This is a genomic window from Paenibacillus terrae, from assembly GCF_000943545.1.
Classification (GTDB): Bacteria; Bacillota; Bacilli; order Paenibacillales; family Paenibacillaceae; genus Paenibacillus; species Paenibacillus terrae_A.
Genome location: NZ_JTHP01000015.1, coordinates 1 through 16966 on the forward strand (window position 1 = coordinate 1; position 16966 = coordinate 16966).

18 protein-coding genes and 3 pseudogenes are annotated in these 16966 nt (G+C 37.3%); 8 read left to right on the top strand and 13 right to left on the bottom strand.

Going from position 1 to position 16966, the window contains the following annotated elements:
- The 3 genes from QD47_RS09670 to QD47_RS09680 form a co-directional block, all read right to left on the bottom strand.
- Positions 1-873: ABC transporter substrate-binding protein (locus tag QD47_RS09670; protein ID WP_044645937.1), on the bottom strand; the 873-nt coding region annotated here is incomplete at its 3' end.
- A 128-nt stretch (positions 874-1001) separates the two neighbouring features.
- Complete coding sequence (locus QD47_RS09675; RefSeq protein WP_052646746.1) at positions 1002-2639, bottom strand: helix-turn-helix domain-containing protein; 1638 nt, start codon at positions 2637-2639, stop codon at positions 1002-1004.
- Positions 2640-2672: 33 nt separating this feature from the next.
- Complete coding sequence (locus tag QD47_RS09680; RefSeq protein ID WP_044645938.1) at positions 2673-3248, bottom strand: TetR/AcrR family transcriptional regulator; 576 nt, start codon at positions 3246-3248, stop codon at positions 2673-2675.
- 146 nt (positions 3249-3394) lie between these two features.
- On the opposite strand from QD47_RS09680, the gene QD47_RS09685 reads away from it, so the two are divergent.
- Positions 3395-4507, top strand: coding sequence for an alpha/beta fold hydrolase (locus QD47_RS09685; RefSeq protein WP_044645939.1), 1113 nt, complete (start codon positions 3395-3397; stop codon positions 4505-4507).
- A gap of 127 nt (positions 4508-4634) precedes the next feature.
- On the opposite strand, the gene QD47_RS09690 is transcribed toward QD47_RS09685, so the two are convergent.
- Positions 4635-4979: a winged helix-turn-helix transcriptional regulator gene (locus QD47_RS09690; RefSeq protein ID WP_044645940.1), complete on the bottom strand. Its 345-nt coding sequence runs from the start codon at positions 4977-4979 to the stop codon at positions 4635-4637.
- A gap of 105 nt (positions 4980-5084) precedes the next feature.
- Here QD47_RS09690 and QD47_RS09695 point away from each other — a divergent pair, with 105 nt between their 5' ends.
- Positions 5085-5999 (top strand): arginase family protein, encoded by a 915-nt coding sequence (locus tag QD47_RS09695; protein WP_044645941.1) that lies wholly within the window; start codon positions 5085-5087, stop codon positions 5997-5999.
- A gap of 199 nt (positions 6000-6198) precedes the next feature.
- Here the strand turns inward: QD47_RS09695 and QD47_RS34375 are convergent.
- Positions 6199-6405, bottom strand: a pseudogene (locus QD47_RS34375) (IS66 family transposase); the annotation flags it as partial.
- A complete protein-coding gene (locus QD47_RS09700; protein ID WP_044645942.1) occupies positions 6405-7124 on the bottom strand; it encodes an RNA polymerase sigma factor in 720 nt (239 codons plus the stop codon). The pseudogene QD47_RS34375 and the gene QD47_RS09700, both read right to left, overlap by 1 nt.
- A gap of 201 nt (positions 7125-7325) precedes the next feature.
- Here QD47_RS09700 and clpP point away from each other — a divergent pair, with 201 nt between their 5' ends.
- From clpP to QD47_RS09725, 4 genes and pseudogenes are all read left to right on the top strand, one after another.
- Entirely contained in the window at positions 7326-7910 is a 585-nt protein-coding gene (gene clpP / locus QD47_RS09705) for an ATP-dependent Clp endopeptidase proteolytic subunit ClpP (protein WP_044645943.1), read from the top strand.
- A gap of 58 nt (positions 7911-7968) precedes the next feature.
- Complete coding sequence (locus tag QD47_RS09710; RefSeq protein WP_044645944.1) at positions 7969-8175, top strand: hypothetical protein; 207 nt, start codon at positions 7969-7971, stop codon at positions 8173-8175.
- A 113-nt stretch (positions 8176-8288) separates the two neighbouring features.
- Complete coding sequence (locus QD47_RS09715) at positions 8289-8954, top strand: MBL fold metallo-hydrolase (protein ID WP_044645945.1); 666 nt, start codon at positions 8289-8291, stop codon at positions 8952-8954.
- A gap of 464 nt (positions 8955-9418) precedes the next feature.
- Positions 9419-10150, top strand: a pseudogene (locus QD47_RS09725) (alpha/beta fold hydrolase); the annotation flags it as partial.
- A 269-nt stretch (positions 10151-10419) separates the two neighbouring features.
- Here the strand turns inward: QD47_RS09725 and QD47_RS33070 are convergent.
- The 4 genes and pseudogenes from QD47_RS33070 to QD47_RS09740 form a co-directional block, all read right to left on the bottom strand.
- Positions 10420-10557 (bottom strand): annotated as a pseudogene (locus QD47_RS33070) (sporulation membrane protein YtaF); the annotation flags it as partial.
- A 62-nt stretch (positions 10558-10619) separates the two neighbouring features.
- Entirely contained in the window at positions 10620-11549 is a 930-nt protein-coding gene (locus QD47_RS09730) for a PIN-like domain-containing protein (protein ID WP_161797169.1), read from the bottom strand.
- A gap of 118 nt (positions 11550-11667) precedes the next feature.
- Positions 11668-11952: a PIN-like domain-containing protein gene (locus QD47_RS09735; RefSeq protein WP_044645947.1), complete on the bottom strand. Its 285-nt coding sequence runs from the start codon at positions 11950-11952 to the stop codon at positions 11668-11670.
- A gap of 64 nt (positions 11953-12016) precedes the next feature.
- Positions 12017-13138, bottom strand: coding sequence for an SIR2 family protein (locus tag QD47_RS09740; protein ID WP_044645948.1), 1122 nt, complete (start codon positions 13136-13138; stop codon positions 12017-12019).
- A 942-nt stretch (positions 13139-14080) separates the two neighbouring features.
- Here QD47_RS09740 and QD47_RS09745 point away from each other — a divergent pair.
- On the top strand, positions 14081-14299 hold the full coding sequence (locus tag QD47_RS09745; RefSeq protein ID WP_044645949.1) for a helix-turn-helix domain-containing protein: 219 nt from the start codon (positions 14081-14083) through the stop codon (positions 14297-14299).
- A 96-nt stretch (positions 14300-14395) separates the two neighbouring features.
- On the opposite strand, the gene QD47_RS09750 is transcribed toward QD47_RS09745, so the two are convergent.
- A complete protein-coding gene (locus tag QD47_RS09750) occupies positions 14396-14674 on the bottom strand; it encodes a DUF6809 family protein (protein WP_044645950.1) in 279 nt (92 codons plus the stop codon).
- 114 nt (positions 14675-14788) lie between these two features.
- Between QD47_RS09750 and QD47_RS09755 the strand changes: the two genes are divergently transcribed.
- Entirely contained in the window at positions 14789-15007 is a 219-nt protein-coding gene (locus tag QD47_RS09755) for a helix-turn-helix domain-containing protein (protein ID WP_044645951.1), read from the top strand.
- 176 nt (positions 15008-15183) lie between these two features.
- On the opposite strand, the gene QD47_RS09760 is transcribed toward QD47_RS09755, so the two are convergent.
- Together QD47_RS09760 and QD47_RS09765 are read right to left on the bottom strand one after the other, a co-directional pair.
- Positions 15184-16305: an alpha/beta hydrolase gene (locus QD47_RS09760; protein WP_044645952.1), complete on the bottom strand. Its 1122-nt coding sequence runs from the start codon at positions 16303-16305 to the stop codon at positions 15184-15186.
- Between the two features lie 23 nt (positions 16306-16328).
- A complete protein-coding gene (locus tag QD47_RS09765; RefSeq protein ID WP_013310254.1) occupies positions 16329-16781 on the bottom strand; it encodes a MarR family winged helix-turn-helix transcriptional regulator in 453 nt (150 codons plus the stop codon).
- Between the last annotated feature and the right edge of the window lie 185 nt (positions 16782-16966).

The window sequence follows — 16966 nt, forward strand, 5'->3', positions numbered from 1 at the left end:
CTGTTTTTTCTTCACGGCTGTCATGTTTTTCCATAAAGAGCTGTTCAGCATATCCTCATATCTATTCCGAACTTCTTGACTGGACTCATCATCTAACTGCAAAATGATATGATCAGGATTATATTCCGGTATTTTTTCCAATGAAATGGATAGACTTAGCGCACCCTGTGGATAATCTTTAATCGGCTTTAGACCTAGTGTCTTATGGATGAAGATCCCCCGATCACTATTTTCGCCGTAAATAACGATCTCCTTCGCCATAATCATCATGTACATGACTGTCTCGTCACCAACTAGAGAATGGAGTTTCTCCTTCGCTTCAGTTTCTTTCGTTTGCAAATCCTGAATGACCTTTTCAGCCTGTTCCACTTTGCCTAGAACCTCGCCAATATCCCGTAACTCATCACGCCAATCATCCCGCTGTGGCAAAAGCACTGTTGGTGCAATTTTAGAAAGCTGAGCATAATCCTTATCGGACCACCACGTAGGGGCAATAATTAAATCCGGCTTAGAAGCCAGAATAGCTTCAAAATTAGGTGTTTGGGCAATTCCCATCTTCAGTGTATCTTTAAACGGTTTCTTTAAATAGGATGGGAAATCCGGATGATAGTTTTGTACCGCAACAGGCGTAACGCCAAGTGCATATAACAACTCCGGGTAAACAACAGAAAGTCCAATGACCCTTTTGGGCTCCGTTGGAATACTAAGGTCCCCTTTTAAAGTTGAAATAACGTGCTGCTCAGCAGTGGCTCCTTTATTCGTTTTTTCAGAATTCCCAGCCGTGTCTCCGGTATTATCAGCTCCACAAGCAGTACTTACGATGACTAACAGTACGATAATTAACCCTGTGATCCAGCGTCGTTGGTGCTTCATTCTTCGGTGATCCTCCTGATCATTTGATTTATTTATGACAACCTCTAATTAAAATTGATTATCATTATCATATATTAGGAGTATAGATGAATTTATAATTTCGGAATATTGACGATAGCGACTTTTTTTTATGCACGATCCCGCCAAATCTTTAAAACTTCATCCAGCATAAGCTCATGAGTGAAAGCCGTATATTCTACCCAAGGATATGAGGGAAGGAAGTCCACCCGGCTGTTCCTGACAGCTTTCAAATCACTCCATAGCTTAGAGTTCATGAGTGTTCGCCAACTTAATTGTGATTGAATGTCCTCGTCTACGATGAGCAATAAACGATCTGGATCAAAATTCGCTAGTTGATCAGGCGTTATCTGCTGATTTTGACTCAAAAGATCGACGCCTTGCACAGGCAGAACATGCAGATCATCGTAAAATACTGTGCCCAGGCTTCTACTGCCCAAAACATTGTAACGATCACCAGTGATTCTCAGAATGAGGAGACGATCATCCTTGAATACGTGTTTCACTTGCTCTCTTACAAAAAGAGCCCTTCGATCATATTTTTCAAGCCAAGTCTCGGCTGCTACGGTCTTGTCCAGAAATTTCCCAATTAAGCGCAAATGCGTACGCCAATCGTTCTTCACCCAGGGTACAAAAAATGCAGGTGCAATTTTCCTCAGCATATCCTGTTCCTCAGGAGGTACCAGAGTGTCGATGCCAACAATAAAATCGGGTTCAGCAAGTCGAATTTCTTCTCTCTTGATCCATTGATTTGAACTTAGAGGCAGCACGGCATCGATTTGATACTTTCGCTTGTAATATTCAGTCCATGGGTGGTCCGCTGGCGCAGCGCAAGGATTAATTTGAAGCGCAATCAATTGCCCAATGTTGGGGAAATCGTAAGCGACTATTTTTTTCCTGCTGTTCTTCATAAATGCCGCTGGAGGCACACCCGATACCTGTTTAAATTTTCGTCGAAAATAAGTATCATCATGGTAACCTACATGTCGTGCAATATCCCGAAGACGATTTTGCCCACCCGATCTCATCAGCTTTTGTGCCTGCTCAATTCGGAAAACTGTCAAATAATCTATCGCGCTGCAGCCATACCTTTTTTTAAATAATCGCATAAAATGACGGGTACTAATACCCGCCACCTTGGCCAAATAATCGATTGTGAGTTCTTGCTGATAGTGCTGCTCGATATAGCCTTTAACGTATTCTAGGGCCGTTTCTGAATCATTTCCTTGTACAAGATAGGCATCTTGCAGGATGGTATGCAGCAGCTCTTGAAAGAGAATTTGACTGCGAAAGCGTTTTAAACGATCCTCGTCCTGCAAGTATTGGCAAATGGTATCGCACAAAGTATTAACAGAAACCTGCGACGTAAGGGTAACTTCCCCTTTAACGGGAAACGGGCTGTTCCTCTTAATAATCTGCATAGAGTGGACTGAAGATCCCTCATCCATAACATCGAATCGCATATGATAAAATCCCCGTTCATCAAAGGTGTTCACGGCTGCTTCGACGAGTTGGCCTGGCATGCACACGTAAACGCTACCCTGTCGAAGTTCGGTGAATTGCCCATCAATCGTTAGCCACCCTTGACCGCTTGCCGCAACAAGAATCATGTGGGATTCGATAAACTGAAGTCTTAGCTCCCAATCATTTGCTTGATTCTTGATATGCTCAATTTCTCGTAGCTTGAAACACATCCCTTCGAGGGATGCATATTCTTTATGTTTAAAGTTCTTTTCTATATCAACCAAGTAATCTCACCGCCCTCATACTAGCTAAAACATTTAACCTTGATACAAGTCAGACTTTAACTGGTTAAAAATATATTCCTGCATTTGATCTAAAAGAAGAATGATGTTAGCATCTTTGCCATTTTTCAAAACCCAATGAATAGACATCATGGAGTTAGCAGCATATAGTTCTGCTAAATACTCCAATGCGATCGAAATTGAGGAAATCTGTTGCTTTAAATAGTCTAAGCAAGTCCTAAACAAAATTTGTTCAAATTCCTTACGTAGATCAGCTGTTACTTCATGAACGGCTAACAATGTTGAAATCTCGAGCTTATTTTTAATCATTTTATCGGTTACAAGTTCTATGGCATTTGCTACCTTACCGTCTTCCATTGCAACAAAACGATGCTCAACCTCAACTTTAAAATCAGAAGCATACTGTTTAACTATTTTTTCTAGCAAATCGTACTTATCCAAATAATGACTGTAAAAAGTAGAACGTCCGATAAGAGATTGATCACAAATTTTTTTGATCGTAATATCTTTAAAATCATGTTGTTGGAGCAATTCAATTAAAGCTCGCTCAATAGCTATTTTTGTTTTATAAATTCTGATATCTTCATTCATTTAACCACTTGCTCCTTATGTGTAAGTTTTCGAACACTTCATATATACCGTGTAAGATATCCTACAGATTATACGATTTTAATTATTTTTTATGTAGTAACTATACTCTATAGTAAGCACATACCCAAATTGAAGGAGGAAAATATATGTTTAAACAATATGTAAATAACGAACAATTCAATCTTCAAATTAATCGTTTTATCAATGATTATTACCAAGAAGATGATCGAGCACAAGCTGACTTGGAAAAAATGATTCCGAATTTAAACGACACCCATAGCTGGTATGAAGCTTGGCTCCATTTTGCAAAGAAACGCGAAGATAGCAAGGACTATGACTTAGCCTCAGTCTACTATCAAGCTGCAGAATTTTATCTTGCAACCACAGACCCCAATAAAGAAAAAATGTATCAAAAATATAGAGAAACATTCTATAAAGGCTTTCATGATTTTGATTATGAATCCTACAAGATTCCCTATGAAGATTCCTATCTTCCTGCTGTAAAATTATTAACACCTGGAGCTACGAAAACATTACTTGTCTTTGGCGGGTATGATTCTTACATGGAAGAGATGCTTAAAATGATGAAATTTATGAAGGGAATTGATTACAATATTATTGTATTTGATGGTCCAGGCCAAGGAACTGCATTAAAAAAAGGTCTTAAATTCATTCATAACTGGGAAAAGCCAATATCAACTGTGATTGATTATTTCAAATTGGATCGTGTAAGCCTTGTAGGTGCTTCTTGGGGAGGGTATTTAGCTATGCGTGCTGCAGCCTTCGAAAAGAGAATCGATAAAGTAGTTGCTTTTAACATTTTCTATTGTGGCTTAGATGCCTTAAAAATGGGCATGCCAGAAGAAACGTATCAGAGTATAATGCAGCTAGTCGATCGTAATGAAGTAGATCAAGTGAATTCATTATTCGAACAGATGATGACTCACAATATTGATTTGCATTGGAAGATTACCAAAGGGATGGAAAACACCGGTGAATCAACGCCTTTTGATCTCATTAAAAATTTTGAAAAGCACACGATGCATGGCATTGGAGCATTCATTAATCAAGATGTTCTTCTATTAGCTGGAGAAGATGATCAATACGTACCTATTAGCCGACTCGCACAAATTCAACAAGAATTAATTAATGCTGCTTCCATTACTACCAAAGTCTTTACTAAAGAAACGGGTGGAGAACAACACTGCCAAGCAGGTCACAGGGAATTAGCATTTAATGAAATGAATAAATTCCTATAACAAAGAGGAATAAACATTTAATTTTTGTCACATTAAAAATTCAGAGTATTGCCAATGGGAATATTTCATAAATATTTAAAAGAATTATGTATAGCGTATGGTTTCCCCTTTTGGGGAAACCACCTTTTTAACGCAAGTATTGGTTTTTTGTTCCCCACTCACATAACCCTTCCAAAACGGGCAATAGTGTTTCCGCTTTATCTGTGAGACTGTACTCAACTTTAGGGGGAACTTGAGGATATTCTTTCCGATTCACCAGACCATCCGCTTCCAATTCTTTTAGTTGTGAACTCAATGTTTTATAAGTAATAGCTCCTATCTGTCTTTTCAGATCATTAAAGCGAACCGTTTGGTTTTCTGCTAGGAGGTAAATAATAACCATTTTCCATTTACCACCAATCACTGACACTGTATAACCAAAAGGTGTATCTTGAATATTTTTAACTTTACCTATATATTCAGCCATACTCATTTTCACACTATCCTTTCGGGTAGTACCTATCAAAAAAGTGCGTACTACGTTTTTATTTGCGTTCAGTTTATACTAACCTTACTTTGAAGTAAAGGAGATAAAAACATGGCTAAAAAAACAATACGCCTGTTAATGCCACAATGGCAAGGGGGGTACAACCCTAACTACTCATTTGGAGCCGAACTGCTTGCTTGGCTAGCTCCAGACAATGATCAACCCCTTATTCATGTTCCAGTTCAAGCTTATGATGGAACTCCTCTTGAAAACGAGAACGGTATGAATGGGAGAAAACAGCTACTTGAACAATTAGAGGCTGCTCAGCATATCATTAATGCTCATAAGCCAGACCGCATTGTAATGTTTGGTGGTGACTGCTTAGTCGAACAAGCCCCATTTGCCTATTTAAACGAACGATACGGTGGGGAATTAGGTTTAATTTGGATCGATGCTCACAGTGATTTAGTTAGATATGTGGGCTATGATAACGGACATACATTACCGCTCGGGAATCTGTTAGGAGAAGGAGATGAAGAGTTCGCAAAACATGTGAAAATCCCTCTAAAACCTGAAAATATCTTTATCGCGGGATTAGCTGCTCCTACAGAACAAGAAACAGAAGTGATTTCAGAAGCGTTTCAAAGACTAGGTATAGCTCCTGCTGAACAAGACACAGAAGTGATTCAAAGACTAGGGATTAAAACCGCCGGAACCAAAGAGTTAACGAACAGTACTGAATCTATAAAAGAGTGGATTAAAGAAAGTGGGATTAAGCACCTAGCTATTCACCTTGATTTAGATGTGCTTGACCCAAAGGCATTTCGTTCTTTATTATTCGCCAACCCTGAAGCACCTTATAATTATTCTCCTGCGGGAACAATGCAAATGCCTCAACTACTTAATCTGATTAAAGAACTATCTGAAGAAACAGATGTAGTTGGATTAGGCATAACGGAGCATATGCCGTGGGATTCTATTAACTTAAAGAATCTGCTTGGAGAGATACCTATTTTAAATAAGTAAAATCATAAACGGAATTATAACAGAACTATGATCTGCTTAATCATAAAAATACACTCACACACTTTAAGTTTGCGTGGGTGTATTTTTATGTGGGAGCAAGTGCAAAAAACACTTAAATTCCTCTGTTTCATGCTTTGTAAGATGAGGGCTAAGATAGGCTGGATTACGACTTAAAGACGCGGCAAGTATTGTAGCTGGTGCAGACTTGCTCCTCCGCAGACAAACATAGGTGATGGTTTCCACAGGGAAATAATCCAGCTTCGCCTCGCGGCTTTCAGCAGATTTTATCCGACTTGTAGGTGACCGTCTTCATGTCTGGCTCCTGCGAGGCAAGTGCCGTGAACACCTCGGCTTCATTGAACAGATTCAGCTCCAGTTGATCGGGGTCCGTCTTCTCGCTCGAGGCTATGCAGCCATCATACTCATGGTATGGGAATCAGTTCGTTTTAGTGAAGCGAGACTCCGCTTATTATTGACGATTCCGATCACCACATCAGGCTCCATTACATCCTGATGGGAGAGCATAACCATTGCTGCAATATCTCCCATTTGATATGCCGCCGTCAATGCCCTTAGAAAAGTCTTCGAGTTTTCACTTTCCGGTAAGGATAACTCTCCTTTGAGGAGGTCCTCCTTGATTGCTCCAAGCGATTTTCGTGCCCGGTGGAGTGCAACTTTGACCGCTCCCTCCGTTGTTTCGAGCATGTCGGATGTCTCACTAATCGAATATCCAAACACATCTCGCAGCAAAAAAACAGTTCTCTGAAGCGGAGATAAATGATTCATTAAGGACTGCAACGCTAGCTCAATTTCAAAAGGTCCATTATCCGGCACGGTTACTTTCGCTTGTTCCCTATTCACTATCCGAGTGTAGACTGCTTTTCTCCGTATATTATCAATCCAGGTGTTCTTAGCAATCCGCAGCAAAAGCGCTTTGGGATTTGTATGCTTGAAGCTATTTAGCTTTCCTAATGCTTTTACCCAAGTGTCCTGCGCCAGTTCTTCCGCATCCCAATTTGATTTCGTAAGCGACAGACAGTAACGTTTCAGGACCGCCTGTAATTCCTCCAAGTTCTCGATGTTCATTATATTGGCTTTCATTTGTATAGAATCATCTATGCTCATAGGCCTTCTCCTCCATGGTCTTATTCTGTCCTTTGCTAGAGCAAAGCCTTTTGCTACTTCCAATGTAAACGAACAAGTGGTTGTAAAAGTTACACTATTTACGCAAATCGTTTTTCCATTGAAACCTCCGTATCTTTTTACGGTCTCGGTTCGTTTACAAGGAGAAATCAACTGAAAACAGGAAAGTGGGGGTTAAAAAAAATGAGTGTTTATGTTCCTTATGTTGTCGAGCAAACCGCTCAAGGTGAAAGATCATACGATATCTATTCCAGACTATTAAAGGATCGTATTGTGTTTGTAGGGGCAGCCATCGACGATCATTTGGCTAACAGTATTATTGCTCAATTATTGTTCCTGGCGGCAGAAGATCCGGAAAAAGGAATTTACATGTACATCAACAGCCCGGGTGGCTCTACTTCCGCAGGATTTGCCATTTATGATACGATGCAGTACATCAAACCCGATGTACACACGATATGTACGGGATTTGCTGCTTCGTTTGGCGCGATCCTTTTGCTGGCGGGCGCCAAAGGGAAACGTTCGGCGTTGCCGAACAGTGAAATCATGATCCATCAGCCGCACGGAGGTGCACAAGGGCAGGCCAGCGATATTGCCATCAGTGCAAAACGAATTTTATGGACTCGTGAAAAGTTAACCCGTATCACAGCTGAGCGGACCGGGCAATCTTTTGAAAAAGTCGAAAAAGACATGGACCGAGATTTTTTCATGTCCGCTCAGGAGGCACTGGAATATGGTGTTATTGATCAAGTGGTGACTTCTTTGTAGAGTATGTCAAAAACCTAATGATCCGGCAAGAAACTTCAAGAAAATACGAGGTGATATCATGTTAGCAAGCTTACAAGGCAAGGAAGTAACTATTCATTTCATAGATGGCACAAATGCATGCGACGGGGTATTGGATCAGATTGACGACAAGTTCGTTAAATACCTTACGCAATATCAGACGCTTTTTATTCCTATTACATCGATTCGCACCGTATCCGTTGACATTAAAGAACGGCAACGCTACAGAGTTGGATTCGCCCCATGAACCTATTTTAGCATTACTGACACTCGCCGATTCAACAAACCACGATCCTATCATGTCTTATTGAATCGGCGAGCCGCATGGGTGGCAATTTCATTTTACGGAGGCCCGATATTATGGAAATTTCACAGGGAGTAGAAATGCTTCATCTAGATTTTCATGGGAATATTATTCACCCCATTCTTTTGTGGGATCGAGAAATGGCTGTTTTAATAGACACAGGATTCCCAGGGCAAATTGAAGATTTACGCGTGGCCATGGAAAAGGTAGGCGTGTCGTTCGACAAACTAAAAGCTGTGATTTTGACGCATCAGGATGTGGATCATATAGGAAGTCTTCCTGAGATTTTGCAGGAGTGTGGCCATAATATTAAAGTATATGCACACGAACTGGATAAGCCGTATATTCAGGGGGAGATACCTCTTTTAAAAGATGGTCACCTTGAGAATCCCCCGAAGGGCAAAGTGGACGTTACCTTAATAGATGGTCAGGAACTGCCGTTTTGCGGCAGGATTCGCGTCATCCATACGCCTGGGCATACTCCTGGTCATATCAGTCTTTATTTAAGGCAAAGTAAGACTCTTATTGCCGGGGATTCGATGTACAGTGTTAACGGGATTCTCGGGGGAATTCATGTCCCGACCACACCGGATATGGATGTAGCTCGTCTCTCATTGAAAAAGTATTTAGATCTCGACATTGCATCCGTGGTTTGTTATCACGGGGGGTTAAGTAATGTAAATGTGAATGATCAGGTATTAGGACTTAGCCAAGGATTATGAAGTTAAAGTTTCAGCAAGTTACCTTTGGTGAATCGATGTTGTGAACGAGAAGGATTATTTAAAATAACACTTTGTTAATTCGTGATTGAACTTTAACAAAGTGTTATTTTGCATTTCACAAAATAGATCTTCATTGTTTATTCCTGCAGCCCATCTAATGATATATCGTTTATAAAAACATCACTCCACGCGTGCTAACTTGTATATAGATCAGACTTTAACTGGTTAAAAATATATTCTTGCATTTGATCTAAAAGAAGAATAATGTTTGCATCTTTTCCATTTTTCAAAACCCAATGAATAGACATCATGGAGTTAGCAGCATATAGTTCTGCTAAATACTCCAATGCGATCGAAATTGAGGAAATCTGTTGCTTTAAATAGTCTAAGCAAGTCCTAAACAAAATTTGTTCAAATTCCTTACGTAGATCAGCTGTTACTTCATGAACGGCTAACAATGTTGAAATCTATTACTTGTCTTTGGTGGGTATGATTCTTACATGGAAGAGATGCTTAAAATGATGAAATTTATGAAGGGAATTGATTACAATATTATTGTATTTGATGGTCCAGGCCAAGGAACTGCATTAAAAAACGGTCTAAAATTCATTCATAACTGGGAAAAGCCCATATCAGCGGTGATTGATTATTTCAAATTAGATCGTGTAAGTCTCGTAGGTGCTTCTTGGGGAGGGTATTTAGCTATGCGTGCGGCAGCCTTCGAAAAGAGAATCGATAAAGTAGTTGCTTTTAACATTTTCTATTGTGGTTTAGATGCCTTAAAAATGGGCATGCCAGAAGAAACGTATCAGAGTATGATGCAGCTAGTTGATCATATTGAAGTAGATCAAGTGAATTCATTATTCGAAAAGATGATGAATCACAATATTGATTTACATTGGAAAATTACAAAGGGAATGGAAAACACCGGTAAAGCAACGCCTTTTGATCTCATTAAAAATTTTGAAAAGCACACGATGCGCGGAATTGGTCCCTTCATTAATCAAGATGTTCTTTTATTAGCCGGTAAAAATGATCAATACGTACCTATTAGCCGACTCGCACAAATTCAACAAGAATTAATCAATGCTGCTTCCATTACAACCAAAGTATTTACTAATGAAACGGGTGGTGAGCAACACTGTCAAGCAGGTCACAGGGAGTTAGCATTTAATGTAATGAAAAAATTCTTATAACAAGGATAAATAATGTGATATAACTCCCAAAACCATGGTGGAGAATTTTGGGCTCATCAAATTGTGGAATCGTGGTGGCATCATCAATAAAAAAGGAATGTACAAATGGATCGCCTAGCGGTCCATTTTAACTTTTAAAAAAAGCGATCATGCATACTAAGCATAGTCGCTTTTTTTTCGACAATCGCTATTCTTATTCTACAAAAAGCAATGTTAAGCTATCAAAGGTGTCCGTTTTTATTATGAATATCTCCTTTCCAACTCTAAACTTACCCAAAGAAAGAATTGTAAGCAATCAAAATAATGATAACTCCGCTTAAGACCGTGCTGAACTGACCTAATGTGAAAGATCTGATGCGAATCGCCGACAATTTATGTCCCAGGATCACACCAAGCCAGACCGTGATTTAGTCATAGGGAATGTTGTAGGATTCATAATCAAGATTTTCTGTATTCATCTAAATCAAATTCAAAAAGGTAATTCTTGTTCCCATAAATAATGTTGCATATTCCTGATGCTATTTAATAACGCTGTACCTCGATTAAAAGGATTTTTCGGTAGTAAGTTCAAAATATTAATATACTCTTGGGCTTTTGCATAATCTATTAAAGCAATTTCAGCGGCTAATTCTTTGGATTTTTTTTCCAACAAAGGTACAGATTGATTCATAGCCCATTTGATTGCTCGATTATAACTTATATTGCCTTCTTTAGACTCTATATCATTCAGTGCTTGTTGAATTTTGCTTTTTAGTTCTTTCTCTTCATTGGCAGATAAATATTTTAACAGTTCGCTTACTGAAACATTTGAAATCAACTCACTATTATCATTATAAAAATCATGTATTACTTCTACATATTCTTTTTCCTCTGATCTTCTAATTTGCTCCATATCTTTAGCCACATTTTCAACTTGTTCATCAGTTACATCTGCATCTAAATATTCCTTTGCAAATTTCACAAAGCTTTCTGTTCTATACATATAAAAATTTTGATTTGTTTTATTGTAAAATTCCTGGATTAATTGAGGATGAGGTCTTCGTATCTTGTTCTGATCATCTTTTTCCCACCAATCCTCTTTTTTTTCTTCCGTAATAAAAATTATAGAAGTTGGATTGTTTTCAGTCTTTGCTCTATCTATCATTTGATTCCAAACAATTAAATCTCCATATAGTTGCTGATACCTAAAATCTCCGTAAGTTCTATAATCCAGCTTATTCTTATCATCCTTGTCTTTAAAACCTGGAGGGACACTGTATTTGTACCTTTCCCCTCCTTCTTTTTCAATTATGTTGATTTTATCTTGTGGGTATGGCTCACCAATTATACCTTCTAATAAATTCAATAAGTCCTCTTGTATTATTGTAGAATCGGGTAAACTTTCAATTTCTATATTTATTTTTTTTGGAGTTCATAAATTGTTTGTTGGATACTATCAATTACAAACTGGAATTTATCAGTAATAATATATGGGTGCTTACTCTTTACTGTACTTATTATTTTCACAGAATTATCTTTTAATTTTTTAATTCTGTCTCCAATAATTTATATCCCTCCTGTTGCTTAAGCATATTGTTTTCATAGTTGAAGAAATACTCTAAAGCAACTTGATGTGGTATCCAAAGTCTCCCTGAATCTTTTAATTTTTTCAATATACCTAGCAGACTTTTTGTTGATTCTTTAGATGTATATTTAAAAAAGTTTAACAATACATTAGTATCCACCACAAATATTGCTTTTTCCCAAAATACTTTAAATTCCTCATTTGTATAACTTATAAATCCCTTGAATTTATCTAACAATATACTAATCCTCCCTATAAAGTAACCAGTGCTCTAAAAAGCAGAAAATCTTCACCTCATGTCTTTATAACAAATCTTTAATACTATTAGCTCCACCAAACAGTATATTCTCATCATCTAATTTAAAATCATGTTTTTTGGGTACATCTAAAGCTTTATTCAGCCTTGTTATAAATTCTAATTTAGAGGCATCATCATTTGCGTAGTCAACAATTACTACTTTTAATAACTTTGGATTTTCTTTTCTTCTAGCAATTTTCAGTCTATCAGAGATCGCTTTATTTATATGGTCGTCTCTAAAGCTGTACCCGATTATATATAATTCATCACAAAGATGATCTTCTATTACCATGTTTTTTTTGAATTCATTGTAATAGAATTGAAAGGGGTTCTGCTGAATTTTCAAACTTTTCCCCCCACCTGTTACTATAGAAGGTATAATGCCATGCTCGAAAATATTCTCATATAAGTTGCTATGCCTTAAAGACTCTGTGGTAATCTTGAAAAGTCTTCCAGTCTTAATATCTTTAAAAGAAGATAAAGAACCGTGTAGGTGGTGCAATCTTATATTATTTTCATAATTCGCAGGATGTATTTGTTTACTTCTGTCAGGATCATAGTAATATTGCCATTCATCATTTATGGACATCCATTTTTTTCCTCTAAAATGAAAATCAGCAAATTTATCTTTTGAAAAATAAGTCAATAGAATTGTTTCTAAAAGCAAATCAAAGTTCAAAGTAAACAAATCTATTTTTTCTGATGTTTCAATAGTATTCACTAACCAGTCGACAAAAGGTTGTAGTTTATCAGAGATATCTTTTTGTTTTACATTGTTTATTATTAAATCTAAGATAGATGAAGTATATTGATGTATAATTGTTTCTATTGCTCTAATGTGGTCTTCAAACTCACTATTTTTTAATTTATAAGCATCCAAAAAATTTTTACCTTTTTCACCAATTAGAAAACCATTATAATGTGTCAAGGAATCGTACACTTGCTCAATTGATGCAATTGCCTCCTCGAAATCTAACTGAGAATAATTATCCTTCATATGGTGTTTGATGAATTCTTTATGACTTTCATCTAATCTATCAAAAAATCTCTCAGTAATAGATTTTAAACTGAAATCAGAGTTTAATGCTACAGATAAACCATTTCCTGTTAAAACTACTCTTTTCATAAGACCTACCTCCTACTTCTCCCCTTATTCTACTAAATAAATCTAACGATTGATATAAAATAGAGACATAATTTAGTTTCCACTTTGTTAATATCTATTTTACAAACCTCACAACGAATATCCAATAACATTAAAGCCATCTTTTATAAATGGAAATTACTTCTCATTGAAAATTAAGTATTATTTTTAAAAGAATTTTAATACCTAAACCTTTTAATTTATCCATAAAGAATATTTCTAGACTATAGCCCAAATTAAGTGCTACGTTTAACCCACTTTTCAAATAACAGTTTGAATTTTTATTTTGTTTTTCTTATGCTCATATAATATAGTCACATATTTCTAGGTTGACGGGTATGGCTAAAGTGTTACGATCTGCTAACTTATTTAATCAATTCCCATCATTTTATAGATATGTTTCATTGTTATATATAGAAAAATTATTCTCAACGGTATTCCTAAAAGGAGACTTCCTTACTATTCTTTCACCTACAATAAACTGTAAACTCGGTTCAATTCCCTTCTTTATCACAAATAAACCATCCATCCTATCCACTTCTTAAACACCTTTTTTTGTAATACATTCCTTAAATACCTAATTCATTTCCGTATCTGCTCTACCATTGGTATTCTCCTTCATAAACTGCAACTTTACGCAATCCTTCAATTCCTCCTCAAGCTCATCTTTTGAATGTACAGCCTCCTTTCAATAATTATTTGCTTGGTATGATTTGGTCTTCTTCGAGTACGTAGTTTAACTATTTACGTTTGCCGCACGTAAGTTAGGTTCATTCAATTGTATTACATTTGTATTACATTTTTCGTAATATAATAATTCCCTCTCATCTAAATGCCCCCCCCCCCCGAATAAATAGCGAAATAATCGCTAAAAATAAATAGCGATTATTTCGCTGGGATATTCTTGGTTTGGAGGTGAGTAAGATGTACCAAAGAATCCGAGATCTGCGTGAAGATAGAGATTTGACTCAAACCCAAATGGCTGAATATTTGAATTGTAGTCAGCGAATATATAGCAATTACGAACGCGGTGATGTTGATATTCCTACGAGGATTCTAATCAAACTAGCTGATTTCCATAACACAAGCACAGATTACTTGTTAAACAGAACGAAACAAAAAAAGCCTTACCCGGCAGGTTAGCTCCTTTTAGAAATAAAAAAGGTAACTCCGCATGAAGGAGCTACCTTTCAAAATTTTTTTTATAATCGACTCCTTCATTCTTCTGAACTGAACTGCCTATATTAATCCTTCTTTCCCGTCAAATACTTCAATCATCATTAGTGCTCCCATTTTATAACCCTCAATATAAGCCGAAGCGGACAATAAGGAAATTAAAACATCTTGTAAATCCGAAAGTTCTTCAATTAATTTGTAATCCTGTTCTGGCAATTTTGTTTTGAGGGCTTCCTCAGCATCGGCTATTCTCTGAGAGACCAGTTCAAACTCAGTGTCTTTCGATTTAATTCGTTCACTTGGGTTACATTTTCCGTAATAAAAGTTCTCCAAGATACTCATGATCTACTCCTTCTTGATATGTATTATTAATCCTTTAATTAATCTTAGCGAAATATTCGCTAAAAATCAATAGCGATTATTTCGCTAAGATATTCTTGTTTAGAGGTGAACAAGATGTATCAACGGATTCGAGATTTACGCGAAGATAAAGATTTAACTCAAACTCAAATGGCCGAGTATCTGAATTGTAGCCAGCGGATATACAGCAATTATGAACGCGGTGATATAGACATTCCCACGGAGATTTTGATTAGACTGGCCAATTTCCATCACACAAGCACAGACTATTTACTAAATAGAACGAACCAAAAAAAGCCCTACCCCGCAGGGTAGAACTCTAAAACAATACAACCATCTCACATGGGCATTTTTCGCTCCCAAATTATCTGATCCTATTGTTCGGTCGGCATCTTCCGTTCAAGCAACAATTTCATCTGGATATCCAATGGGTAAGGGAACCTCCATAAATGGGGCTCCCTTTTTTTAGTAAAATAAATATTTAGAATAGCTTATTTATTAAGCAATTTTTTTGTTACCCAAGTTATAGCTGCATTATTGACATCTTCACCCTGGCCTCCGTGAGGAGCTTTAGAGTTAGACATAAAAATATTTTCTACTCCAGCATGGTTAAGAGCATCTCTAAGTCTCCAACTTTGTTGAATAGATACTAAACTGTCACGTCCTCCATGTGCAATAAACATGGGTGGATCATCTGAAGATACATAATTTATAGGACTTGCCAATTCTGCCAACTTTACTTTTTCCCAATAAGGAGAATTGGTTTGTTTTTTATCCCGAATATCTCTCAGGACTGCCACACCTTGTCCTTCTTTATCAAATCCAAGAAGTTTGGCTTCAGCTGCTCGTGGAGAGTCATGTGTTTCGGCTGCCTCCTCAGGAGATTGCAGGGTTGGGTCCATCTCAGGCCCCATGGTAAACATATCTGTTGGACCGTAAAAATCAACTGTAGCCATTACTTTGCTTGAATACTCAAGATTGCCCCCAACATCACCTTCAAGCTCTTTTATATCACTAGTAACAGCGAGTTCCGTAGCCAGATGTCCACCTGCAGAATTTCCTGCTACTGCAATTTTTTCTGGATCAATACCGTATTCCTTGGCATGTGCACGCAGATATCTGATACTGCCCTTAACATCATAAATTGGAGCCGGGAAAATAGCTTCGCCACTTAGCCGATAATCTATGGAAACGAAAGTAATTTTATCCTCTAATACTTTTTTGAAGACTTGGTATGCTGAATCTGTAGCCACTTGATCTGTAGCTCTACCTGTCATTTGTACTGGTCGATTTGGTAGTGTGGCTGTTTCCTTTTTTGCATCTTTAGGAGCATCATCGCCCTGATAGTCCCCTATAAGCCATCCTCCTCCATGAACATACACCAAGACAGGAGTTGCTTCGGTTACACCCTCCGGCTTGAAGATGTTCATTTTTAACTCTCTTTTCTTTCCATCGTCATTAGTTACGGTTGCATACACCACATCTTTATAGGTAGGAGCCATACTAATAACATCTGTAGGAGGACTTTCAGCTGCTACGAAACTTTCCTTTTGTGTGGCAAAAGCCAATGTTGCTAAAAGTGCGAAGGATACAATTCTTAGTTTTTTATTCATACTCTCTCTCCTTGAATAGATTCTCACTTTTTTTCATTCTCGCATTCTATCAGGTTATCTAAAGTTCTTATTAGGAAACTTTGATACAATGCTATTTCATCCTCGCTAAATCCCTTGTAAAAAATCTCTCCGACTTCATCAATAATCTTTTTGTTCAATTCCACTAGATTTTCATTTCTATTCACTACTTTAACTATTGTTTTCCGTTTGTCTGTTTGGCAAGGCATAAAACTGATATGTCCTGCTTTTTCCAACTTAGTTAATATACTCGTTAAAGTTGATTTTTGAAGATTGGTAATCCTTGAGATTTCATGTATAGGTATTTCGTCTTTTGTCCAAAGATAAAACAGAATCCTTGCTTGTGTTGCTGTTAAAGTATCAACCTCAGATTCCCTGTGTTTTCTTGAAACTATTCTAGCCAGCAATGCATCTATTGATGCTGATAAAAAAACAGATCTTCCTTTTATAATTCCCATTTGCACCTCCATTTTCTCAAAAATAGTACCATATCGTACTAAAATTATAGTACGATATGGTACTATTTTCAACATTTATTTTTGAATGTTTGCATTCATTATCTCTTGCGACCTGTAGCTCACCCCAATTAATAGTAGTAAGTACGGCTGGCAAAGGGAGGTCGGCAGTCGATGGAGCCTTAAGG

Excerpts from the sequence above, each read along its gene's own strand:
- QD47_RS09680 (WP_044645938.1), bottom strand. The coding sequence starts at position 3,248 with ATGAATGAAGATATCAGAATTTATAAAACAAAAATAGCTATTGAGCGA.
- QD47_RS09685 (WP_044645939.1), top strand. The coding sequence starts at position 3,395 with ATGTTTAAACAATATGTAAATAACGAACAATTCAATCTTCAAATTAAT.
- QD47_RS09690 (WP_044645940.1), bottom strand. The coding sequence starts at position 4,979 with ATGAGTATGGCTGAATATATAGGTAAAGTTAAAAATATTCAAGATACA.
- QD47_RS09695 (WP_044645941.1), top strand. The coding sequence starts at position 5,085 with ATGGCTAAAAAAACAATACGCCTGTTAATGCCACAATGGCAAGGGGGG.
- QD47_RS09700 (WP_044645942.1), bottom strand. The coding sequence starts at position 7,124 with ATGAGCATAGATGATTCTATACAAATGAAAGCCAATATAATGAACATC.
- clpP (WP_044645943.1), top strand. The coding sequence starts at position 7,326 with ATGAGTGTTTATGTTCCTTATGTTGTCGAGCAAACCGCTCAAGGTGAA.
- QD47_RS09710 (WP_044645944.1), top strand. The coding sequence starts at position 7,969 with ATGTTAGCAAGCTTACAAGGCAAGGAAGTAACTATTCATTTCATAGAT.
- QD47_RS09715 (WP_044645945.1), top strand. The coding sequence starts at position 8,289 with ATGGAAATTTCACAGGGAGTAGAAATGCTTCATCTAGATTTTCATGGG.
- QD47_RS09740 (WP_044645948.1), bottom strand. The coding sequence starts at position 13,138 with ATGAAAAGAGTAGTTTTAACAGGAAATGGTTTATCTGTAGCATTAAAC.
- QD47_RS09745 (WP_044645949.1), top strand. The coding sequence starts at position 14,081 with ATGTACCAAAGAATCCGAGATCTGCGTGAAGATAGAGATTTGACTCAA.
- QD47_RS09750 (WP_044645950.1), bottom strand. The coding sequence starts at position 14,674 with ATGAGTATCTTGGAGAACTTTTATTACGGAAAATGTAACCCAAGTGAA.
- QD47_RS09755 (WP_044645951.1), top strand. The coding sequence starts at position 14,789 with ATGTATCAACGGATTCGAGATTTACGCGAAGATAAAGATTTAACTCAA.
- QD47_RS09760 (WP_044645952.1), bottom strand. The coding sequence starts at position 16,305 with ATGAATAAAAAACTAAGAATTGTATCCTTCGCACTTTTAGCAACATTG.
- QD47_RS09765 (WP_013310254.1), bottom strand. The coding sequence starts at position 16,781 with ATGGGAATTATAAAAGGAAGATCTGTTTTTTTATCAGCATCAATAGAT.